This is a genomic window from Methylomonas sp. MgM2 (genome assembly GCF_054172045.1).
In genome coordinates this window covers 75,920-98,895 of sequence record NZ_JBSYXO010000007.1, presented here as the reverse complement: position 1 = coordinate 98,895, position 22,976 = coordinate 75,920, and the positions used below count along the sequence as shown (strand labels likewise).

Below are 22,976 nucleotides of genomic sequence, written 5' to 3'. Positions count from 1 at the left end.
TTTTCTCTTAAGGGCTGACGAGGCGGCCTGAAACGCGCTGCCCACAGCTGAATTGGTCGATAACGGATTCGAACAACAAAGGCGCCACCGAGCCGAAATAAATCACCGGCTGATTGACACTGGGTTCCGCCAGTCGCGAGAACTGGGACATGTCCAATTTTATCGGGATTTTATTAACACTTGCGATCCAAGACCGGAAATCATTCGCCGATACGGCGTTTACCAGGAAATGTTGATACGGAAAACCTTCGCCGCTGAACTGTATGTTCTCTCCGAAGTAGCGGCCGGGTTTGTCGGCGATTAAATGTAAATGGGTTTCCATGCCGGCCATTGCGTTGATTTGCCCGGCCAGGCGCGGGATGAAAAAAGAGTTCATTACGCTGTTGGAAGTGAGCTTGAAGGCGATCGGCCGGTTTACCGGGATAACCAGTTCATTGACCGCGGCGACGCCTTGCTCGGGATAGACGAACAACCATTTCCAATCCATGGCTATGGCTTGAACTTGCAATGGAGTTCCTGCGTTTATCGGCTTGTAAGGAGCCAGCCGATGCGTGAATTCCCAGGACATGCATGCCAAAAAGGCGATGATTGTGCCGGGGACCAGCCAGACCAGCCATTCCAGTCGCTTGGAATAAGCCCATTCGGGAGTATAAGGTGCGCGCGTGTTCGACGCGCGGTATTTCCAGCCGAACCATGCGGTCATGCCGAATACCGGTAGGATGATCAGCGACATCAAACCGACGGTGGTCCAAAAAAGCACGTCTATCGTCCGGCTAATGGGGCCGGACGGATTAAGGTCGGCGACATGATCTAAATTGCAGCCTGCCAGCAACGAAAGGAGTAGGTAGAAGTAAATGCCCGGCAAAAAGCGGTTTACTGCGTTGAGTTTCATTTCATACCTGCGACCTAAAATTCCGGCGGTTAAAAGGAAACTGCGTCGAAAAAGCGGTACAGCTTAAAAACAGCGAAGCGCTGCTAAGTATTGAGTATAACCTAACACTTTGGATTATGGCGATTAGCGCGCATTGATTCCCGGTGAAAAATGCAACTTGAAACATAATTCGGTCTTACCATCGCGCCGATTAGGATGAGGCAAAGGGTTCGCCTTAAATCGTCGGCAGCGCAGTCCAAAAGCGCGCAAGCGGTTTGATGCTCGCTTCCAACGTTTATCCGAAACGCCTGAAGTTATTTTGGTATGCATTCGTGCCGATAGTCTTACCGTCATCGCGCTAATCGAGCTTTGGTCTTGCGAAGAGACAAAAAATACCCATTATTGTTCAAGCTGCGTGTTTATAATTAAGCATCAATCTAATCTACACCGTTAAACGTACCTAGGAGCAGCCGCACGATGACGCTTGAATTCTTGATTACCTTTATGATTCAGTTTCTGGGAACCGTGGCTGCATTTGTTCTTGCATATCTATCCTTTCAAAAACGCCGAATCCAACTTGGCGCGGAGCCGACCTTGCCGCAATACTTTATTAGACAAAGTACCTATTGGATAGGAGTTGCGGTTTACTGCACGTCTATCGCTGCGTTGTTTTGGCTGCTCACCTGGCAATGGCTGCCTGTGGAGCCATTGGTGACCCTGGTCGTCGGCAGTCTTCGTAGCGGGGAGCTGGTGAATCTTCTGCACGGTTTGGACGGAAGCACGCTTGTTCCTCTGATATCCGCCGGATTGTTGCTTTTTTTCATTAGCTGGGAAAGTAAATTCAATCCTCTGCTTATCTTAAGGGATAGTATTCATGACGCTTTCGCGATTCCGACCAAAGCGGTAGAAGTTTATAATGCGTTAATCACCTCCAGACTGTCGGCCGTAGACGATAAGATTAAAGCGCAAATTGCCGACCGCTTATTGGTACAGAGCATTGATCCGGGCGATTTCGATAAATTCAGCGGTACCGTCGAGTATAAATGGGCGCATAACTGCCTGCTTTTCGACCGCATCCAAAACTACGCCAACGAATCTTCGTTCCGGCGTCTTTTCAGCGAACCCTCTTTAAAATGGGGAGAAATTTGTATCTCCTACAACGCCATGTCGGAAAAAATCGCCGTTTGGAAAGAGGCGGAGCCGCACTATACCAAGACCGTTAATTTGATCAAGGAACTGGATCGCCTGACCGGTTTGCTGTGCAGGCTGCTTGCCGCCCTTGTCGTGTTCGGCAGTGCAAACGAAAACGAGATTTGGGCGACCGTCAAAAAGCTTGGCGGCAACGTTCACGAAGCGCGTTTAAAACATACTTATAAATATGTGTTGATTTTCACCGCCGCCGCCTCGATTGGGGTGATATTGGGGCGCGAGATATCGATCGCCTTGTATAACACCTTCCTATTTCCTGACAAACCATTGTCGCACTTTAGCTATACGACGCTACGCTGGGTGGGTTACGTCATTCCAATGTATATTTTGCCGATCGCGCTGGTTTTTATATCCAGGGCGTTCGCTTTCAGGCATCAACAAGAGCAGGCCGATCGATATTACGGCTTCTATATGACGATGATGATGACGGGCTTCGTTGTCAGCACCACGGTAGCCACGCTCGTTCTAGAAATCACTTTCTATCACACGGAGTACATTAATTTTCTGGAAAGCTTCGTCGATCATATGCGCTGGGGGATCATGCCGGCGCTTGTGTGCGGTTTTATTGCCTACCGCATGGACACGCCGGCCAGCGAAACCGAAACGTCAAGCCAAATCCTATTGTTTGCCGTATTGCGTTTCATTGCGTGGGGCGCAGTTGCCGTGATAATTATGCTATACGCGACTGACGACTTGACTGTTGACGAGGCCAATCTGCGTTTTACGCTGGTGGGTACCTCGTTTTTCGTGATCGGTCTTTTAGGCGCGTCTGCCCGTTTCAAAACGGCAAAAGCAGATAATTAGCCGGCACCAAGACCGTTCTCGCTTCGATCCGGCTTAGACTGAACGGTCATCTCGGCATTTGGCTAGCCCGAACCTTTTTTCCAGCTCGGTATGCTCGTCCATCCGAATAATGTCTTTAAAGTCCTCGAACGATAAGGCACAATCGACATTAGCCGTACTGCCGTCGGTTTTCAATCTTTTAAAGCAATCGAGCGTCGCTTGAGTCGCCGAGAATAAGCCGGACAAGGCGAACGCGACCAGTTTATAGCCCATCTCTTCCAATTCGGCGACGGATAAATTCGGTGTCTTGCCGCCCTCGATAATGTTGGCGAACAGCGCTGCGCCCCTAAAATGCTGTGCTACCTGAGCCAGCTCTTCTCTGGATTGCGGAGCCTCGATAAACAAGACGTCCGCCCCGGCTTCCAGATAACGCTCACCGCGCCGGATTGCCCCATCAAGGCCTTCCAAAGCGCGAGCGTCGGTTCTGGCGACAATAACCAAATCGGAATCGGCACGCGCATAAACGGCGGCCTTGATCTTTTCGACCTGTTCATCCACCGATATCACTTGTTTCCCTTCAAAATGCCCGCACTTTTTCGGCCAATGCTGATCTTCAAGAATAATCCCGGCTATCCGGGATTGGACGACTTCTTCTACAGTCCGGATGACGTTTAGCGGGTTGCCGTAGCCGGTGTCCATATCGGCAATCAGCGGGATGGCGACACTGCCTGCGATTCGTCTGGCCGCATCGATCATCTCACCGGCGCTCAAATATCCGAAATCGGGTTTACCTAGCAGTGACGCCGCGATGCCGAATCCGCTGGAAAAAATGAAATCAAAACCGCAACGTTCCGCCGCGATCGCCCCTATGCAATCGTAAACCGCCGGCGCGGCATGGATGCCGGGCCGTTCGATCATTTTCCGCAGTGTATTTCTCATTCCCGCTTTTCTCCAATCGTTCATGACAAGTCGTAATTGTCATTAGAGCGGCGTACTTAAGTCAACTTATACGGGATTGACGCCTGTGGGACGGCGTTGCTGCCGCCCTCGTTAGCACAGCGGGCGTTTAAAGATTACGTTTAAAGAAGCGCACTACGTTTTTTTGCGACGCGTAAGCTTGTTCAACGTTAGGGATTAGATCAACGTATCCTTGCTGGCCTAGATGACTGAAAGGATCAAAAACGGAAATTGGAACCATTAATCGATCCCAAGCATGTGCGGCGTCCGAATAAGGTACGACTTCGATTAATTGGCGTTCGTCGCTAGGTAGGCTTGCCTTAAGGGCAAGACAAGGCGCGGGACTTTCATCATAAGCGTCGGAGTCGCCGATTTGAATCATGACCGGTGCGCCGGTAAGCGGGTTCGAGGCTTGGCTGCCGAAACTGAAGTAACCGAATTGGGAAAAGGGAATATAAGGGTTGTTGTAGGCGTAACAAACAGGGTAGTTGGCTACGTGAGCTTTGAAACGCAGGCCGGCGCCGAATTGAGCGGCGATGTTTTCAGTGGCGCTAGCCATGCTGACGACCGCTCCCCACGAAAAGCCTAAAACACCGATACGATCTGGATCGATATTCGGTTGGTCCGCTAAAAACGAAAGCGCGGCGAAGGCATCCGGATAGTTGATGACCGGTAACGCAGGCCGATCGGCGCTTCCAGCGATGCCTCTAGCCTCCCACATGTCGATTTCCAGCGTCGCGATGCCGGCCGAATTCATGGCGCGCGCATAAAAGTCGCCGCGTGAATCGACGCCGCTCGATCCATGCAAAATGACGACGGCCGGCAGATCGCGACTTGAGCGGTTACAGGCTTTTGCAGCCGGTATCGACAATTTGCCCTTCATGGTCAAAGGCCCGTTTTCGGCTATTCCAGTGGCGGTGCCGGGATTAAGGGAAATGTCCTTGGATTCGAATTCGATGAAGGTTATGTCCGGTCCGGATATATTCCTGCAGTTTCTCAGTTCCGTCGCGAACGCGGTAGGGCATTGGATTGTGAACAGCCAGATACTCAACAAAAACGTATAGGGTAAAAAGCGCATATCGGCCTCCTCGGCGTGAACTTAAGGGGTGTGCGGTCGAAGTATAGCCGATGACCCTACATGATAGAATCGCTGCTGCGCGTAAACATACTCAAAAACTCCGTAAGTTAGCAGCAGGCTCTCATATTCAGCAGCTTAAGCGGGATGAGATTTGTATGAGGCTAAACGAACCGAGCTTCCAGTGGCTGTTATGGTTCAAATTCAATTAACGACTTGACTGGGTAATCCTGTTATCCGGTTTACCGGCGAAATATCGCCGGACGAGTGTGTAGAAGCCATGCCGATGAAAGTCGGCTTGCTTCATCTTATCCCGTACTTGTCCGCAAAATCGTATAATCCAGGTCTTTTAACCTCTTTACACGATGTCCTCAGCTGAAAATCTGAAACAACTCGCCAAAAGACTCAATTCTTGCTTTAGTGCCGACCGCCACAGCTTGAAGCGCCAATTAGACCGTTTGCGCAGCGAATCCGGCCGGGGAAAGGATGTGGCGGTTAATGTTCGGCAATTGTCCGAACATATTAATCGTTCGCTTGGCCGTTGCGAACAACGTCGAGCCTCGGTGCCGATCATCAGTTATCCGGATTTGCCTGTCTCCGGCAAGAAAGATGAAATCGTCGAACTGATCAAGAACAACCAAGTCACGATTGTTTGTGGCGAAACCGGCTCGGGCAAAACCACGCAGCTGCCGAAGATTTGCCTGGATATCGGCCGCGGTGTAACCGGACTGATCGGGCATACCCAGCCGCGCCGCATCGCCGCCCGTACAGTCGCCGATCGCATAGCCGAGGAATTGGGCCAATCCATCGGTCAGGCCGTGGGATATAAAGTGCGTTTCCACGATAAGACCCACGAGTCGTCGCTGATCAAATTGATGACCGACGGTATTTTGTTGGCCGAAACCCAGAACGATCGCTACCTGAATCAGTACGACACCTTGATCATCGACGAGGCTCACGAGCGTAGCCTGAACATCGATTTTTTGCTGGGTTACTTGAAATGGTTGTTGCCGAAACGGCCGGACTTGAAGTTGATCATTACGTCGGCGACTATCGATCCCGAGCGTTTTTCAAGGCACTTCGGCAACGCGCCTATCGTCAATGTATCCGGCCGTACTTATCCGGTGGATATTCGTTACCGGCCGATCGAACAGATCGAGGAAGACGACGAAACGTCGGCCGACTTGCAGCAAGCCATTTTGGAGGCGGTCGAAGAACTGTATCGTGAGCTGCGCGGCGATATTTTGATTTTTCTAAGCGGCGAACACGAGATCCGGGAAACCGCCGAGTCCTTGCGAAAGTCTCAGCACAACAGCCGCTACGACGTGCTGCCTTTGTATTCCAAACTCAGCGTGGCGGAGCAGGAGAGGGTATTCAAACCTTCCGGCAACAAACCGCGCATCGTGCTGGCGACTAATGTGGCCGAAACTTCGCTAACCGTGCCCGGCATACGCTGCGTGATCGATTCCGGTCATGCCCGCATCAGCCGCTACAGCGCGCGCAGCAAGATTCAAAGGCTGCCCATAGAACGCATTTCCCAAGCCAGCGCCAATCAGCGCGCCGGGCGATGCGGGCGGGTGGCCGAGGGTATTTGTATACGGCTTTATTCGCAAGAGGACTATCAGGCGCGTCCGGAATTCACCGAGCCGGAGATTTTAAGAACCAACCTGTCATCGGTCATTTTGCAAATGGCGGCTTTGAAGTTAGGCGATATCGAGGAGTTCCCCTTCGTCGAGCCGCCGGAAGACAAGATGATACGCGACGGTAAGACCGCGCTGTTCGAAGTCGATGCCTTGGACAAGCAGGGCAACCTGACCGATACCGGCAAGCAACTAGCCAAGATTCCGGCCGACCCCAAGCTGGCGCGCATGCTGTTGGCCGCTGCCGAATTAGGCTCTTTGCAGGAGGTTGCGATCATCGTCTCAGCCTTGAGCGTACAGGACCCGCGCGATAAACCCGCCGAGAAATTGGCTCAGGCCGAGGCCAAACACGCACAATTCAAGGCGGAGGATTCGGACTTTCTGACCTGGTTGAATTTGTGGAATGCTTACGAAGTACAGAAAAAGCACCTGACCAACAACAAACTGCGTAAATATTGCCAGGATAATTTCTTGTCTTACATCAGAATGCGCGAATGGCAAGACATCCATGCCCAGATTATGCAAGTCGCGCGCGGCGACTTGGGGCTGAAGACTAGCGGCAATCCGGCCAATTACGAGCAAATCCATATGGCCTTATTACCGGGTTTGTTATCCAACATCGGCTTTAGACACGAGCAATACGAGTATCTGGGCGCCAGAGGGCTGAAGTTTTTCATTTTTCCGGGGTCCGGCCAGCACAAACTTAGGCCCAAGTGGCTCATGGCTGCCGAACAGGTCGAGACCAGCAAGGTTTATGCCCGCACGGTGGCCAAGATAGAACCGGAATGGATAGAAGCCTGCGCTCAGCATCTGGTCAAACGTAATTACTACGACCCGCATTGGGAAAAAAACGTCGGCCGCTGCGGTGTTTACGAGCGGACTTTGCTATACGGTTTGACCTTGCAAGCCAAGCGCAAGGTGCCTTACGAAAACGTCGATCCCAAGGCGGCGCGGGAGATGTTCATCCGTCACGCCTTAGTGAATCAGGATTACCACTCCAATGCAGCGTTCTTCAAGGCCAACGAAAAATTGCTGGAAGAGGTGGGTTATATTCAGCACAAGGGCCGCCGGGTGGATTTGGTTGAAGACGAAGAATGGTTGTACCAATTTTATGATAAGAAGCTACCGGCGGAGATCGTTAGCGGTATCACGCTGGATCAGTGGCGCAAGAAGGTCGAGCGCGAAAACCCGAAGATTCTGTTCCTGACTAAGGAAGACTTGACCCGTCATGAAGACAACCGGATCAACGATTGGGATTATCCGGACACCAAGAAAATCGGCGATTTGACGATAGAATTACATTACCGTTTCGAGCCGGGACACGACGAGGACGGTGTCACGGCGATTATTCCGGTGCATCAACTCAATCAGGTTCGACAGCAGCCGTTCGATTGGCTGGTGCCCGGCATGCTGGAAGAAAAAATCGTCGCGTTGATCAAAAGCTTGCCTAAGCATCTGCGCAAGCACTTCGTGCCGGTGCCGAATACCGCCAAGGCCTGTCTGGAAATCGAACCGGATTTCAAAGGCTCGCTGTATGAATGGCTCGGTAACCGGCTGCGCAAATTGACAGGAGAGTCGATTCCGTTGAACGAGTGGCAACCCGATACGCTGCCGCAACATTTGAAGATGAACTTTCGCGTTGTCGACGACAATGGCCGGGCACTGGGGTTCGGCCGCAATCTGGCGAAGCTGCAATCGGAATACGGCGGCAAGGCCGGCGACAGTTTCGACAAATTGGCTCAGGAAGAGATGAATTATACCGGTTGCGTCGCCTGGGCTTTCGATGGCCTGCCGGAAACCTGGCAGTTCATGCATGGAGGCCAAACGTTTGTAGGGTATCCGGCTATCGTCGATGAAGGTGAATCGGTTGGCGTCAAGATTCTGGAAACCCCGCAAAAAGCCCGGCAGGCCCATTTCGACGGTTTGACTAAGCTATATCAATTGATGTGCAGGAAAGAGGCGCAATACATTCTAAAAAACAGCGGGGTATCGCCGGCCTCGCAAATCGCCTATAACCAGTTGCCTAAGCATCCTATTCTAGCCGAACGGGGCTGCGGCGAATTCAAAGCCGATTTGTTGTACTTGATCTTCAGCAATACGTTCGTTGAAGGCGCCGAGATTCGTACACAAGAAATCTTTGAGGCTCGTTTGTCCGAGAAGAAATCGACGTTGATGATGCATTGCAATCAAGCCGGCAAGTGCATCTCGGAAATCATGGCAAACTATCAAAATGTTAAGCAATGTTTGAAACAAGGCGGTATTGCGCCCGGTATCCGGTCGGATATCGAAATCCAGTTGGGCTTGTTGTTGTTCGCCGGTTTTATGCGTTATACGCCCTTGGCCCAGCTGCAGAACATTCCGCGCTATTTGAAGGCGATTGAATATAGGCTAGACAAACAAAAGCCGGACACGCCTGATGTTCAAGGCTTGTATCGTTTAGCTCAGCGCTATTGGAAACTGGTTGAAAAACGCCAAAAAACGCAGCCGCCTGTGCCCGAACGTGACGCGTTTCGCTGGGGTTTGGAGGAATTGCGCGTGTCGTTATTCGCTCAGCAACTAAAAACCGCGTTACCGGTGTCGGTACAGCGCTTAGAAAAACAATGGAACGAAATGTTTTAGTGCGGCTCTTATTTTGAAAGTTGTTCACGTTAAAGGCCTAATATGATACCGATTAGAGATTCCGTGCCATGCAACACGACGCCCTATGTGACCTGGTCTATCATGGGAATTTGTGTGCTGGTATTTGTGATGATGAACCTGATGCCGGATTACATGGTGCAGCATTTTTTGTACAAGTACGGCATGGTCCCCATCCGATACACGAATCCAACCTGGGCCAGACATTTCGGTTTGCCGCCCGATTATTACTTTTCTTTTCTCAGTAGTTTATTCCTGCACGGCGGTTGGGGACATTTGCTCATCAATATGATGTTCCTATGGATATTCGCCGATAACATCGAAGACTTGATGGGGCATAGTCGGTTTTTGGTTTTTTATTTATTATGCGGTCTGCTCGCAACTTATGCGCAATGGTACTTTTCGAAAAATTTGGTTGTACCGGTTGTCGGCGCTTCAGGTGCGATTGCCGCCGTTTTGGGCGCGTATTTTTTCAGATTTCCTTATGCTAGAGTGGCGATCATATTTCCAATCTTTTTCTTCCCATTATTTTTTGAGATCCCGGCTATTGCCTTTTTGGGGCTATGGGTAATCTTGCAGTTGCAGGAGTTGAGTACGGCCGCTGTGTTCGGAGTCGGTTCAAATTCGGCGTGGTGGGCGCATCTGGGAGGTTTTGTCGCCGGTGCGGCGTTACATGGGGTATTTGTAAAAAACATGCCGCCGATAGATCGGGATTTGGCGCCTGAAGAGGAGGAAACTCCTTATGAATAATTAGATTGTAGAGATGGAAAGATTGGCTAAAAAATTGAGTAAGGTTATGGGTTTTATTTTATAATGCCGGTTTTTTCGTATTGCGCTAAAGTCGCTTAGTGCGCGGACGGTAAAACAATTACTTCATTATTTTCGAGAAAATAACCCATGAAAAACTTGAATGTTGCATTGATAAGACTGCTGCAATTTGTAGTGTTTGTGCTGTTTACCTTTATGGTTCTGGTGTATTTTGGCACTATGGTGCTTCTACCGTTGGACATTGTGGTCTTGTTGAGCAAACTGTTGGGTGGTAGTGTCGTGGGTGTGGTCATCGCAGTACCGGTTGTCGCTTACCTAGGTAAAATTGTTTACAGCACGCCGGGCCTAATCCAAATGATTATCGAAAATGGCATCGATTTAGCTAATATCGGTAAACAACGGGTGGAGGCGTTTAATAAGTTGGCTGACGCCGCTAAATAAAGGCCTGGCGAATCGCAAAAAAGGGGCGTTTAGCCCTTTTTTTTATGTCCTATTTGCGGCTATAGCCGTTTGGATATTGGTGCGAACATTCGAGCTCATACCTAGTAAAGTTGTTCGCTTTGTCGAAAAAAATACCCATTCGTAAATTCCGTAACGGATTTTAGATTGTGCATTACCGATCTCGCACATCTCGTTATCGGCTTTCAGCATCATTACTACGGGCCGAATGTTCACGTAAAGCTTCTAAACTAGGGAGTAAAGCAAGATCTATTTTAGAAATCTATTTCCAATATACGTGATATCGGCTAACTTTCAATTTCATGCCGGCCTTGCGAATACTCCCGTATATGAACCTTTAATCAATTTGTAAACGTATTCATACGTGTCGCGTAATAAATAAAAGAGCGTTAATTAATGAAATTTGTCGTTTCGTATCCACAAACCAATTGGGATTATGTCAAGTTTAGGTTAAATCGTATCATTCGAGGTAAAGATCGTTCGAATGACGTTTTCAGAGGATTACCTGGCGGAAAACTGGAATTGTTCGAGCATAATGGGGAATTAGGAGGAATTAAATCCCTAGGTGAATTACACCCGATAAAACCGTTTGGATTGCAATATGTAAGTGGTGAAGGCTTATATTTCATAACTGGTTTGCCTTGCAGCCAGGATGGTGTGGCCGGCGACGAGCATATTGCCAGGTTGACCGATAGCGGCGAAATCGATTTAGAAATTCGTAGTCCATTGTTGACCCAGGTGCGTTCGTTACGCCGCACCGACAAGGGTTTATTGGTGACGGCAAGTGGTGTAGATGCGCTGTTAGAATTCGATTTGTCCGGTGAATTGATTTGGTCCTGGTGGGCGACTGAGCATGGCTACGATCAAGCATATGGTGGAGGCAAACGGGTCATCGATAAAACAATCGATCATCGTCAATTAAACTATCCGGGACGTTTGCAAACGACGCATTTAAATTCCGCGATGGTTGACCCCTATGACGATAAGAAAGTATTAACGATTTTGTTCTATCAAGGCAAAGTGATTCGAATAGACAGAGAGAGTTTGGAGCACGAAGTTGTAATTTCAGGTCTGAGCGGAGCGCATCATATCCGTCCGCACTCGAAGGGGTATATGCTTTCGAATTCGCGTAGAGGCGAAGTATTAATATACGATAGAGATTTCGAGCTAATAGAAACAGTGCCCGGCACCAATCGTTTCTTTCCGGTTAAGTGGGTGCAAGATGCTATCGAAACACCGTTCGGCACGCATCTAATTGCCGACTGTAATACGTTTCAATTGCGCGAGCGCGATGAACGAGGCCGTGAGAAAACGCATAATACTCATATGCCGAATCGGGTATTTCAAATTGAGCCGGTCGACGATAGTTTTTCGTTTCCGTCAGAGGATCTAAGCCAAACATCGATTGGGTGATTGTTCACTAATCTAGAATGAAATGTTCAGGCGGATGTACTAAGCTTTTTACTCTTTTAGTTTTACGGCGGAATGGCTATAGTTAGTCATAGCGATTCCGAAGTAATTAGCTGGCGTCCGTTACGGAACAAACACTACGGGATTCATGGATTAAACTAGTTCTTGGTAAATTTATTTTTTGGGTGATTACAATGGAAAAACTACCTCGTTTATTTAAACGCTTACCGCTTTTGTTGGCTATACCGCTGACTTTGCTGGGGAACGGCGCAAGTGCGGATGAGACCGAGAACTTTACTTATATGTCCCAAAATCCGCTGACGCCTATATATAGTATTCCATTGGAATATACCTATTACGGTGGGGCTCAGAATGGCGGCGTGTCGGTTGGTTCAATCAAGCCGATCATCCCGGTTTCATTTGATGGTTGGAATATGATTAACCAATTATCGCTGAATTTTATCGGTACCTCCGGAGTCGTGAATGGGATAGAAAATTTGCCGGAGCCTTATCCTGGAGACGGCGCGTCCGGTCTCGGCGATACGATGCTGACTTCCTATATTTCGCCTGATATATCCGATGACTTTACTATAGGTTTTGGTCCCGCCTTAGTTTTTCCGACCGATACCCGGTTCGGGGATCCGGAAGACCGTACTTCACGCCAATTAGGTAGCGGTAAATTCAGTGCGGGTCCTGCGCTGATGATTGTGACCCAACCTAGACCGTGGACCGTAGGGCTTTCCGTGCAACAAATTTGGTCTGTGCTCGGCAACAATAGCCGTCATGGGGTGAGTCAAATGGTGTTACGGCCGTTCGTTAATTACAATTTCAACGACGGCTGGTATTTGGTTTCCGACATGAATATGGTCGCCAATTGGAATAGGAGTATCGATCAAACTTGGACAGTACCTGTCGGCGGTGGAGTCGGTAAATTATTTATGATTGGGAAAAATGCGATTAACACCAAAGTGGAAGGTTATTACAATGCGATGACTCCTAACCTAGGTGCGGATTGGTCAGCTAATTTAACGTTTCAAGTCCTGTTTGCAAAATAAACATCGCATTCTGTCAAATCTGACTTTTAGCGGCGGATTAAGTCCAAGCTTCGATGATCCGCTGCTTACGTCGTTAGTCCGATTTAAACAACCGGTAGCAATGGTCTCTATAACATCAAATCGAGCGGATAAATTCCACGTCAGATACGCCGGTTAGCTCGGTTAAGGATTGCGAGGCTTTGGCGTGTAGATGGCTGAAAGCTTTATGCAGCGTTTCCCAGCCCTCAAATGAAATGATTTCCCAATACTTGGTCTGGCGATCCCACTGAGTGTCATATAACACTCCTGCGCTGACCAGCTTTCTGAATCCTTCGTCGGAAGGCGTTTGAATATAGGATTTCGCCAGATCGATGTGATCTCCAAAAATAGGCCTAGCTGCGGGTTTGTTATCGCTGGCATGATGATTTGTGAATAGCACGAAGCCAGGGTCTATACCTACACGTCTTAGGCTATCACAGTAGTTCGCAAAGTTTTGAAGTTGAAACGGTAAATATGCGGACATTGCGGTCTCTCTGGGGACGCTAAATTTATAAGAATACGATAGTCGATGTTTATGATAAAGAATATATGAATTAATGCCAATGTAAGCGATATAAATCTAGCCGCCGACGGGATAAGTTACGTGAAGCACCTCGGCTGCGGGTCTGTTTTAATAATTCTAGGTTGACATCGGCGATTAAGGTCATTTCAGTATTTGGCGTGGCCTCGGCCAGGATGGCATCGTGCGGGAAGGAAAAGTCGCTAGGGCAGAAAATCGCTGCTTGCGCGTATTGGATGTCCATGTTTTCCGCATGCGGTAAATTGCCGACGCTGCCGCCGATGGCGACAAAGCATTCGTTTTCGATAGCGCGGGCTTGCGAACAATATCGGACGCGTTGATAGGCGTTTTTGGTATCGGTCCAGAACGGTACGAATATGATCTGGGCGCCTTGTAACGCAGCCAATCGCGCGAGTTCCGGAAATTCGGTATCGTAACTGGCAAGCACAGCGATTTTGCCGCAGTCGCTATCGAATACTTTAAGGGCGTCGCCGCCTTTCAATCCCCAATAACTGTCTTCGTCCACCGACACGTGGATTTTGTACTGTGCTTCGAAAGTACCGTCGCGACGTAAAAACCAAGAGACGTTATATAGTTCGTGGGCGCCGTATTCCGGCATCGTTCCGGCAATGATATTGATATTGTAGGACATCGCCATTTCAGATAAGCCATCGCGAATATCCCGGCTAAAGCCGGCCAAAGCTCTAATTGCGTCGGCGGGGTTTTTGTCATTGAACAAGCCCATCAGGGGAGCGCTGATATATTCAGGAAATAGAACGAAATCAGCGTTGTAACCCGCGACTGCATCGATAAAAAACTCGGCATGCTTTAATAATTCGCCGACGGTCGTTAACGTGCGCATTTGCCATTGGACAACGCCGAGACGAATGGTGTGTTTCTGCTGACCTAACTCGGGTTTCTTGTCGACATAATCCAGGTTAATCCATTCGAGTAATGTCGCGTAACCGTGAGAATCCTCGTCTACGGGCAAATAGCCGGTTAATAACTTTCGGACATGAAAACCATTGGCCATCTGGAACGACAACACCGGATCGAAAATTTCACGGCTTTTGACTTGTTCGATGTAACGCACAGGCGTCAGTTTGTCAGCATAGTTCGTGTAGCCCGGAATCCGTCCACCCGCAATGAAACGTTTAAGATTAAAGTTTCGGCATAGCTCTTTGCGCGCGTTGTATAAGCGCCGCCCCAGACGTAAGCCTCTGGACTTGGGGTGAACGAAAATGTCGACGCCATAAAGCGTATCGCCGTCGAGGGTATGATGGGTCAAATAGCCGTTTCCGGTAATTTGGACGTAGGTATGATTGTCGCCAAACTGATTGTAATCAACAATCATACTGAGTGCCGCAGCAACTAATACACCATTGTCTTCGATACCGATTTGCCCTTCGGGGAAACGCGAGACTTGAGAAATATACTGATCTTTTTTCCAGGCTCCGCCAAGATTGTCATATACCTTGTCCATTAAATCCGCAATTTGCGGATAATCCGCCAATGTCAAATGCCGTAATAGCAATTTATGTTTTTTGACATTGTCTTGTTTCATTTTTAGCGGATTAATTGATAGACGGAACTGTTTTCCGGTTCGACTCGTTTGATATAGGATAGCCGGGTTCCATCGTTACTATTCATTTCTACGATTAGTGTAGATGATTTGTGTTGAATAGAAACACTGGACGAGCATGGCCGATCGATTGTTTTGAAGCATTAGTGCGTTTAGTGAATAGCCGGCATTATTGTGTGCCCGCACCCTAAGGATGCAAGATGTAATTTAATGTAGGATTAGCTGTGGATCATATGAAATCAAATGGGCGCTTATCTTCAAACACTATCTGAAGAATGTGTCAGAGATATTACGAACCATAATTTTTGATACTGATCTGCAAGAGCCGTTGGACCGCGATTTTAATGCCAATGTTTAGGAAAGCCTTCGAAAACAGTTGAGGGTTCTCAATAGGCCGAGCATAGAAACGACTGTATCCGTTCGCCTCGATTAGGCTACCCGTAGAGGGCGTTAGCGGGTTAATTTCGCAATCGTCTGGAAACCGGCGCAAATTTTAGTTTTGACACGATTACACGCGTACTTATTAGCAACGAAGCGGCTATTGAAAAATTTTTCGACCGTTAGCATTGCTTTATGCCGAACCCGTTGGCTTCATCTACCGACTGTATTTTTGAGGTTGAGGTTTGATGGTTTCCGGAGCCGTTCGGAAGGGTTATGTGCGAGAGTCCCGCATCGCGCTTTTCAAGCAACATGCCATTCTCAATAGCAGTGCATTTGCCAAGTTAGCGGTTCGCGGAAATCATGATCATCCCGCACGGTCGCACTAGTCTTTTTCTCTTAAGCTACTTACAATGGCTATTTCGCTATTCAAGCATTCTTAGTCTTACCCACCGAATATTGACAACTTGGAGGTCGAATGAGAAAGATTGTCCTATTGCTTTGCGTAGGCGCTTATCTCTCGCAAGCGGCGGCAAAACCACTTCATTCCGTCGAGATTTACGAGCAAGTTCAACCTTCGGTCACAGTTTTGGAAGAACTGGACGATACGGGTAAACCCTTGCAAGCGTTAACAGCCATTGCTGTTGCGGGTGACCGCGCCGTTACAGTGTGCGACGCATTGAATGGTAACCGGCAATTAAGGATTGTCACGAAAAGCAATTCGTTTCCGGCGACGATCTTAGCCAGAGGCGGTTTCTCAGGGTTGACTGGAGCGCAATCTTTACCTGATTAAATCTGTATTCAGGTTACATGGTGTGTAATGGATGTCGAAAAGTTTAAAAACACATGATGATGTTTGTTAGTATTGGTGCCGCTTCATCAAGCCATATTCTGATCTAACACAGGTTGAGTACTCTAGACACTTGCTTGCGGCAATTGAATAAGTCCGATCCTCGATTTCAATGTACAAGGAAAATTATGAATATCAAATTAAGTGCTTTGCTCCGTAAACTTAGTATCGCTGTGAGTTTTTTCGCGATAGCCGACGGCGTTCATGCGGGTGTAGTGACATCTGGTGCCACAGTACTGAGTAGCGGAACATATTCGATTAACTCTGCAACAAGTTCGCTAGCCTATAATCCGGGAACTTTCTCATTCGGAACCGATGGTTCGGGTGGGCCATCGCCAACGGTCAATTACAGTATCGGCGGTTCATTCGACGTTACCGTATGGACAACAGATAATGGTAATACCGATTGGTTGAGCATTAGCAATGTAAATTTAACGGCCAATGGTTTGCCGAGTGATTTTCAAATGCCTGACTTTATAAACAGTCAGCTTACCGGGGCTATATTTTCCGGCAGTGGCGATCTTTGCGCAAATATTCCCAGCGGAAGCATCGCATCTTGCACTACTACTGGCTCATTTCCCACTATCACAGGACAATTAGAGAACGGCATGATCAGCTTTAGCGCTTTTATTCCGGCGGGCTTAGCCGCTTTTGACGGTGGATCGACCTATCAAGTCAATGCCACATCAGTGGTACCGATCCCCGCGGCTTTCTGGTTATTCGCAACGACAATTGGATTCTACGGATTCAACTTTCGGCAAAAGAAACCTAACGTTGCGTAAACCTTAAGTTCCAGTTTTCTCGACAGCAGGCTATTGATTGGTTTCTGTTGTGTTTCTTTTGAGTATACCCGTATGAGTTGTTCGTGGGCTTGTGCGCAAGAAATCTCCTAATTGGGTGTCTTTTCCAAGAATATGATCCAAAAGCCAGTTTCGCATAAATTTCATCACATCTTCCGGCTTTATTTCACCAGTTAGGATTCCGGCACTGATTTCGTGCAACCTTCGCTCCAACAAGTTATGCTCATTGACTTGGTCTTCGTAGCCAGGATAGTCGTATTGTTTCATTAATGCTTCCTCTTCCCTAAAATGCTCTCGGACGTAGTGATATAAGGACAGCACATTTTGATGCGTTTTTTGCTGGTCATTGTAGGGGGCGACGATTTGATTGGCTAAATCAAATAAATATTGATGTTGTTGATCTATGATGTGGTGGCCGATTTTGTATTCGTCGAGCCAGATGAAATTGTTCATGAATAGACTCCTAGTTTTATTTTTTTATCCAATTTTTAAATAACGCGATTCAATTAAACGGCTTAGCACTAATAACGAATTAATGGTGGCATGACTCTCGTTTTGGAAAGTTGACGTATATCAGGAATAACTCCCATTAACCCCTCAAACTGGCTTTTGATCCTAGCAATGTATGAGATTTCTAAATATTGTACTTTTGTAGTACGCGCTGTTAAGTTTGACGTTGGACGAAGCCGCTAACACGGAGAAAGGTTGACGCGGTCGGTTGTTAATAAAATGTAACCTCACGTTCTCATTACGAAGGGTGAATCGCCTCGTCTTTCGTCGGATAATGTATATGTTTCATTGTCTAATTGTCGTCCAACATGGCCGAGAGGATCATTGACACGTGGTGATTTAGGTAGGGCTTTAGCGCAGACATATTGCGTATCTCGAACCGGTTTCATTTGATATTTCATCGGGACGAATAAACGAATATAAGAAACACCATTGATGCCGGTCAACCAGTTTTCGATGCACTTGGAGAGGGACGATGTAGAGATGGCGAATTAGCTTTAACGTTGATGGATTAAGGTAATTTGCGTGAAAAAGATGTGCCGAATAGTGCTTGAATAACGTCAAAATGCATGTAAGATTAATTCAAGTAAATAGCTTCTTTGTTAGGGAGTTCCGGGTTCTATCGTATGCCTATTCGCCTAAAGAACAATAAACGCCGCCGGTCGGTGCGCCACCCTGTTGAATTAACAGCCACTTTAGTGATGGATGGAATGGAACCGATACAATGTACCGTTCTTGATTTTTGCGTTGGGGGTTTTTTCTTAGAACTCGATGGAAGCAATTTGAATATTTCGCCCCAAGAAGCGCTGACGATTCGTTTTTCCGTAGGGAAGAATGTAAAACCAGTTGACTTTGAACTAAAAGGGCGCGCCGTGCACATTACGCCGCAAGGGATGGGATTATCGGTCGAGAATATGCCTTCATCTGCTGTGAAGGCTTTGGCAGATCACGCAGAGCGAAGTCTGCAACATGCTTTGGATAAGAATGCCGCAAATCCATCCGGCAAATTGGATAACGTTGGTGCCAAACCGGGTTTTAGGCAATTTCTGATTGAAAATTTAACTTTGCTGATAAATCAGTTTTTCGCTGATTTACCGGAAGAGTTGGAGAAAATTAACCAGAATTCAGAATTTTTTGCGAATCAATCGTTATTGGATGATCTATTGACTACGTTTAAACAAAACGAGGAAGCTTTTTGTTCTGAATTTTGTTACGCCGTAATTGAAGGAATTAATTGTCGGACGCAAGATTTGGATATGAACGAAATTTCCGAGCCTGCCGATGAGCCCTTGTCATTAATCGAAAAGGATGCATTTGAAGATTGGCTAAACCTAGTTGATATTATAAAACGATTAAACCGCAATTTTGATGAAAGGATAGATAGACTGACAAAAGAATTGGTCAGAGTCTTTGGCTGGCATATGACAGTCGAGAATAACCCTATGTCACCTGCCGCACTGTGTGAAAATTTTCGCGATTTAGTCTTACAGCTTGAATCAGGCAATAGAGTTAAACTAGGTCTTTATCGTTGCTTCGAGGCTGGTTTAATAAAAAATTTGGATATTTTCTACGAGCAATTATTAGTTTTATTGAGTGGATTTAAGTCATCTGAGAAAAAACCTCCGAAAACATTGTCTAGCAAATCAGAAACATACCGGCAATCATCGTGCGCTGGCTTAAATCGGACAAAGGCGGATGAATCTAAAATCATAGAAAATGAATTGATAATTGCCGATTACGTGTCAAGGTCGTTAGGAGAGCCAAGGGAACAAAAAAAATCCTATGCCGTTTCACAAATAACCGGACGCTTGCTGGATATATTAGCCGATTCGGAGGCGACTGTTTTAGTTGGGTCTGAAAAAAATCGTTTCGAGGGAAATGCTGATCGGGACACGACAAAATATAGTGTTGACGAAATAGCTTCCGCTATTGAAAAACTGCAAAAAGAATATGCCGCCGGTCACAACTTAAAAAACGATGATATAACGCTTACAAAACAACTAGAAGTAATTTTAGATAAATCTAGTTTAGAAAAGAAATCGCTGCCCCCAGAATCCATCCAAAAAATTGGCATATATGATCGATTTTTCAAAATACTTGAAAACGATTTCAAGCTTTCATCTGACCTTAAAAATTATATAGGGCAAATGTATTTACCTTTACTTTCTTTACCTTTAAGAGGTGTTGATTTTCTGGATAGTGATTCACACCCGGTATCGATAATATTCAATCGAATGGCAGCGCTAGAATCTGCAATTAAGACAAACAAGATTATAAAAAATCTTAGTGTGAAAAGCAGCGTCGAACGGCTGATTGAACGAGTTTCAAAAGAAGCAATTACTAATCCGGTTGTGTTAACTGAAGTGGCTGAAGAATTGGACGACTTATCTACCCAAATCAATAAACAGATTAATTTATTAGTCAAACGTATCGTTGAACCCTATGAAGGTCGGCAAAAGCTGGAATTGGCAAAGCGCGCAGTAAAGCAAAAATTAGATCAGCGTGTCTGTGGGCCTTATGTTCCCAAAGTGATTATTGAGTTGCTCGAATCAGGATGGCAGGATTTACTGATTATAGCGGAGTTAAATAAACCGAAGGAAATTGATGATAATGAAAAATATTGGGTGGTTATTGACGATCTAATGTTTTGGCTATTTCAGCAAGACTCTACCTTAAAAATTCATATCGGGAGCATATATAGAACATTGGAGTTTATTTGGGATAATTTAAAGTCGGTTTGTACGGATATTATTCAACGCAACAAAATAAAAGACGAACTGACTGCGTTATTGCTTGGAGTGGGTAGTCCAAAAGTTCGAAAACGGCTTCAGACCGTTGCGGTTGAACCTGTTAAGGAAGTTGATTGTTCGCCGCCGGCTATTGATGACAAATGGACGGTGCAAGTTGAGCAGCTGGTTGTAGGCGACTGGCTTTCAGTTTCAAATGGAGCATTGGGTGTAATTCCAATGAAACTAGTTTGGATTGGTGATATTTTACAACTTTATGTTTTCGTGGATAATGATGGTTTAAATAAATTGGAATTTGGCAAAATGGAGTTAGCGGAGCAATTTCGTAAAGGCTTGGCCTATAAGTGCGACAATCTTAATCAGCCTTTGATGGAACGAGTGACTAGTTCTATGTTGCAAAATGTGCATGATAAATTGATTTTTAATGCGACGCATGATTCGATTACTAATTTATATACTAGAGATGAGTTTGTCCGATTATTAAAAAATGAAATACAGAATCTTAATAATACTCAACATATATTGTGTCGCATAGATTTAGTAGACCTGCGGTTGATTACGAATGTGTGCGGAATAGTGGGTGGTGAGCAGTTATTAAAAAACATTGCTCAAATCATTTCAGGGCAGCTAAGCGGCAGTGAGTTATCGGCGAGACTGGGAGATAAATCTTTTGCTATTTTGTTTAAAAATTGCACCGTCAATGACGGTCACTCAAAGTCAAAACGACTACTTAAATTAATTAATGACTCGCATTTTCAATGGCAAGATAAAAGTTTTGTCATTAATGTTTGCATGGGACTGGCTTTTATGGGGCATGATTGCCTGGACGTGCATCTGTTGCTACAACAAGCCGATTTTGCCAGCAGTTCCGCGGAACGGTTGGGGCAAAATAGCATTCTATTATTTAATAACGAAGATGAAGCTTTAAAACGGCAAAATAAGCTAAACGAATGGGTTGGCTTGATCGACAACGTCCTTACACAAGACCGTTTATTTATTCGATGCCAAATGATCGCGCCAATTCAAAAAGGAAATAATAGCCATCTTCATTATGAGATTTTGTTAGGGGTGAGAAGCGAAGACGGAAGTATAATTCCACCGGACAACTTTATACCTGCTGTTGAACGTTGTAAACGCATGCCGGAGATAGACCGGTGGATAATTACCAATATATTCAATTGGATTGAGAGTAATCGTAACTGTTTTGACAAAATGGACGGGTTTTCAATTAATCTATCTGTTCAATCCATAAACAGTCACGAGTTTTTACAATTTCTTAAAGAGGTTATTGAAGCAAGCCGTTTTCCCGCCAATAAGCTTATATTCGAAATAACTGAAACCGTGGCATCGGAAAATTTAGAATTCACTAAACGCTTTATTAATGCTATTAAGCGATTTGGTTGTGGGTTTTCGTTAGACGATTTCGGTTCCGGATATTCCTCTTATTCTTATCTAAAAAATTTAGACGTGGATTATCTTAAAATAGACGGTGCTTTTGTTAAGGATATTTTAAATAACAAAGCGGACATCGCCATCGTTAAATCGATGAATGAAATCGCGCACTCCTTAAACATGAAAACGATCGCAGAGTATGTTGAAAATGATGAAATCCGGTCGGTGTTGAAAGAAATTGGAATAGATTACGGGCAGGGCTATGGAATTCAAAAACCGATTTGTCTTAGTGAATTAGCCGCGTAAAGGTTACACGGGTAGGTGCTGCGCGCTCAATGCTCGTTTCGCCGATACACCTGCCCGGGTTCACATGTTTCAAGCCTGAGCATGGGAGCGGTCGTTTTTTCAAATTACCAAGGTCTTTGCTAGCGCCATGTTTAGGGATGTATGAGTTGATGCGGCTGGTTTGGCAAACAAATTACAGACTGCAAGCCGGTAACAGATATCAGCGAGCGGGTGATACGATCCCTCCCGTCTCGTCGGCGAACTCGGCGAATTCTTTGCGCCACGGTATTTTGCTGTAACCCCAATTGCCCTCGGTTAATAACTTCTCTCCCAGCGCGAATTCGGACTTTACCTGAGCCAAATTGCCGACCTCGTCTTCCTGCCAAAGTGCCTCGGCATAAAACAAGTGGTTAAGCGGGTGGTCGGGGTGTTTTATGACAGCCCTCTCCAGAAACTCCAATGCTTTGTCGAGATCGCCTATACCGCTGGGCCAGCTCGGGGCTTTGAGATAAAGTGCGCCTAAAAGTCGTAATGGACCGCCGTCGTCCAGGTCGGGACTCAGAACAACGGATTGCTTCATTTCGTCTTCGAGCCGGTTAATGTTTTCCATGGCCAGTGCGATGTCGTCCCGCACTAAAAGACCGAGGTTGGCCGCTAAATAGTAGTGGTTAGCGCCATTGTGTTGTCCACCTTGTTTCAGGGCGTCTTCGGCGAAAGCGACGCCGGCGGAAGCGAATTTCTCGCGATCGGCTTCATCGGTTTGGCGTTCGGCTAAGTGTAGACATAATCGGCTGGCGAGTGCTGAACGCGACGAACTTGCCTTAGTATCGCGCAGAACAGCCAGCGCGCAGGCTAGCGTGTGTGTGTCGGTCAATGGGCCAAGTTGAGTTTGTTCCTCTATCAAAGTATTGGCGGTTTGTGCGGAACAGTCAGACGGCAATTCCAACAGCAGGTGATCACGCGATACTTCTGTGCAAGCGACCGAAAATGCCAATATTGAAAGCGCTGACAGCCTTGATAAGTTGCTCAC

At 46.7% G+C, this 22,976-nt stretch carries 16 protein-coding genes; 9 read left to right on the top strand and 7 right to left on the bottom strand.

Annotation, left to right across the window (positions count from 1 at the left end):
- Positions 1-7: 7 nt before the first annotated feature.
- Entirely contained in the window at positions 8-892 is an 885-nt protein-coding gene (gene cyoA / locus ACW73I_RS07820; RefSeq protein WP_458028684.1) for a ubiquinol oxidase subunit II, read from the bottom strand.
- Positions 893-1,348: 456 nt separating this feature from the next.
- Here cyoA and ACW73I_RS07815 point away from each other — a divergent pair, with 456 nt between their 5' ends.
- Positions 1,349-2,884 (top strand): hypothetical protein, encoded by a 1,536-nt coding sequence (locus ACW73I_RS07815; RefSeq protein WP_458028683.1) that lies wholly within the window; start codon positions 1,349-1,351, stop codon positions 2,882-2,884.
- 33 nt (positions 2,885-2,917) lie between these two features.
- Here ACW73I_RS07815 and ACW73I_RS07810 read toward each other — a convergent pair whose 3' ends face one another.
- Both ACW73I_RS07810 and ACW73I_RS07805 read right to left on the bottom strand, forming a co-directional pair.
- Entirely contained in the window at positions 2,918-3,802 is an 885-nt protein-coding gene (locus tag ACW73I_RS07810) for an isocitrate lyase/PEP mutase family protein (RefSeq protein WP_458028682.1), read from the bottom strand.
- A 127-nt stretch (positions 3,803-3,929) separates the two neighbouring features.
- Positions 3,930-4,898, bottom strand: coding sequence for a dienelactone hydrolase family protein (locus ACW73I_RS07805; RefSeq protein WP_458028681.1), 969 nt, complete (start codon positions 4,896-4,898; stop codon positions 3,930-3,932).
- Positions 4,899-5,260: 362 nt separating this feature from the next.
- On the opposite strand from ACW73I_RS07805, the gene hrpA reads away from it, so the two are divergent.
- The 5 genes from hrpA to ACW73I_RS07780 all read left to right on the top strand — a co-directional run bounded on the left by hrpA (position 5,261) and on the right by ACW73I_RS07780 (position 12,864).
- Positions 5,261-9,154, top strand: a complete 3,894-nt coding sequence (hrpA, locus tag ACW73I_RS07800) for an ATP-dependent RNA helicase HrpA (protein ID WP_458028680.1) — start codon at positions 5,261-5,263, stop codon at positions 9,152-9,154.
- Positions 9,155-9,217: 63 nt separating this feature from the next.
- Complete coding sequence (locus ACW73I_RS07795; protein WP_458028679.1) at positions 9,218-9,922, top strand: rhomboid family intramembrane serine protease; 705 nt, start codon at positions 9,218-9,220, stop codon at positions 9,920-9,922.
- 147 nt (positions 9,923-10,069) lie between these two features.
- The gene (locus ACW73I_RS07790) at positions 10,070-10,381 is read left to right on the top strand and encodes a hypothetical protein (protein ID WP_458028678.1); all 312 of its coding nucleotides are present in this window, start codon (positions 10,070-10,072) and stop codon (positions 10,379-10,381) included.
- A gap of 414 nt (positions 10,382-10,795) precedes the next feature.
- Positions 10,796-11,812: an RHS repeat protein gene (locus ACW73I_RS07785; RefSeq protein WP_458028677.1), complete on the top strand. Its 1,017-nt coding sequence runs from the start codon at positions 10,796-10,798 to the stop codon at positions 11,810-11,812.
- 191 nt (positions 11,813-12,003) lie between these two features.
- Positions 12,004-12,864 carry a hypothetical protein gene (locus ACW73I_RS07780; protein ID WP_458028676.1) on the top strand — a complete coding sequence of 287 codons (861 nt, stop codon included), beginning with the start codon at positions 12,004-12,006 and terminating at the stop codon, positions 12,862-12,864.
- Positions 12,865-12,979: 115 nt separating this feature from the next.
- On the opposite strand, the gene ACW73I_RS07775 is transcribed toward ACW73I_RS07780, so the two are convergent.
- Both ACW73I_RS07775 and ACW73I_RS07770 read right to left on the bottom strand, forming a co-directional pair.
- A complete protein-coding gene (locus tag ACW73I_RS07775) occupies positions 12,980-13,366 on the bottom strand; it encodes a hypothetical protein (protein WP_458028675.1) in 387 nt (128 codons plus the stop codon).
- A 70-nt stretch (positions 13,367-13,436) separates the two neighbouring features.
- Entirely contained in the window at positions 13,437-14,966 is a 1,530-nt protein-coding gene (locus ACW73I_RS07770) for a GNAT family N-acetyltransferase (protein ID WP_458028674.1), read from the bottom strand.
- A gap of 874 nt (positions 14,967-15,840) precedes the next feature.
- Between ACW73I_RS07770 and ACW73I_RS07765 the strand changes: the two genes are divergently transcribed.
- Together ACW73I_RS07765 and ACW73I_RS07760 are read left to right on the top strand one after the other, a co-directional pair.
- Complete coding sequence (locus tag ACW73I_RS07765) at positions 15,841-16,155, top strand: hypothetical protein (RefSeq protein ID WP_458028673.1); 315 nt, start codon at positions 15,841-15,843, stop codon at positions 16,153-16,155.
- A 185-nt stretch (positions 16,156-16,340) separates the two neighbouring features.
- Positions 16,341-16,994, top strand: a complete 654-nt coding sequence (locus ACW73I_RS07760) for a hypothetical protein (RefSeq protein WP_458028672.1) — start codon at positions 16,341-16,343, stop codon at positions 16,992-16,994.
- A 30-nt stretch (positions 16,995-17,024) separates the two neighbouring features.
- On the opposite strand, the gene ACW73I_RS07755 is transcribed toward ACW73I_RS07760, so the two are convergent.
- Complete coding sequence (locus ACW73I_RS07755) at positions 17,025-17,465, bottom strand: bacteriohemerythrin (protein ID WP_458028671.1); 441 nt, start codon at positions 17,463-17,465, stop codon at positions 17,025-17,027.
- Positions 17,466-18,148: 683 nt separating this feature from the next.
- On the opposite strand from ACW73I_RS07755, the gene ACW73I_RS07750 reads away from it, so the two are divergent.
- Positions 18,149-21,967: a DUF1631 family protein gene (locus ACW73I_RS07750; protein ID WP_458028670.1), complete on the top strand. Its 3,819-nt coding sequence runs from the start codon at positions 18,149-18,151 to the stop codon at positions 21,965-21,967.
- A gap of 199 nt (positions 21,968-22,166) precedes the next feature.
- Here ACW73I_RS07750 and bstC read toward each other — a convergent pair whose 3' ends face one another.
- On the bottom strand, positions 22,167-22,976 hold the full coding sequence (gene bstC, locus ACW73I_RS07745; protein WP_458028669.1) for a sterol transporter outer membrane protein BstC: 810 nt from the start codon (positions 22,974-22,976) through the stop codon (positions 22,167-22,169).

Coding starts and splice junctions, on each gene's coding strand:
- cyoA (WP_458028684.1), bottom strand. CDS start 892: ATGAAACTCAACGCAGTAAACCGCTTTTTGCCGGGCATTTACTTCTAC.
- ACW73I_RS07815 (WP_458028683.1), top strand. CDS start 1,349: ATGACGCTTGAATTCTTGATTACCTTTATGATTCAGTTTCTGGGAACC.
- ACW73I_RS07810 (WP_458028682.1), bottom strand. CDS start 3,802: ATGAGAAATACACTGCGGAAAATGATCGAACGGCCCGGCATCCATGCC.
- ACW73I_RS07805 (WP_458028681.1), bottom strand. CDS start 4,898: ATGCGCTTTTTACCCTATACGTTTTTGTTGAGTATCTGGCTGTTCACA.
- hrpA (WP_458028680.1), top strand. CDS start 5,261: ATGTCCTCAGCTGAAAATCTGAAACAACTCGCCAAAAGACTCAATTCT.
- ACW73I_RS07790 (WP_458028678.1), top strand. CDS start 10,070: ATGAAAAACTTGAATGTTGCATTGATAAGACTGCTGCAATTTGTAGTG.
- ACW73I_RS07785 (WP_458028677.1), top strand. CDS start 10,796: ATGAAATTTGTCGTTTCGTATCCACAAACCAATTGGGATTATGTCAAG.
- ACW73I_RS07780 (WP_458028676.1), top strand. CDS start 12,004: ATGGAAAAACTACCTCGTTTATTTAAACGCTTACCGCTTTTGTTGGCT.
- ACW73I_RS07775 (WP_458028675.1), bottom strand. CDS start 13,366: ATGTCCGCATATTTACCGTTTCAACTTCAAAACTTTGCGAACTACTGT.
- ACW73I_RS07770 (WP_458028674.1), bottom strand. CDS start 14,966: ATGAAACAAGACAATGTCAAAAAACATAAATTGCTATTACGGCATTTG.
- ACW73I_RS07765 (WP_458028673.1), top strand. CDS start 15,841: ATGAGAAAGATTGTCCTATTGCTTTGCGTAGGCGCTTATCTCTCGCAA.
- ACW73I_RS07760 (WP_458028672.1), top strand. CDS start 16,341: ATGAATATCAAATTAAGTGCTTTGCTCCGTAAACTTAGTATCGCTGTG.
- ACW73I_RS07755 (WP_458028671.1), bottom strand. CDS start 17,465: ATGAACAATTTCATCTGGCTCGACGAATACAAAATCGGCCACCACATC.
- ACW73I_RS07750 (WP_458028670.1), top strand. CDS start 18,149: ATGCCTATTCGCCTAAAGAACAATAAACGCCGCCGGTCGGTGCGCCAC.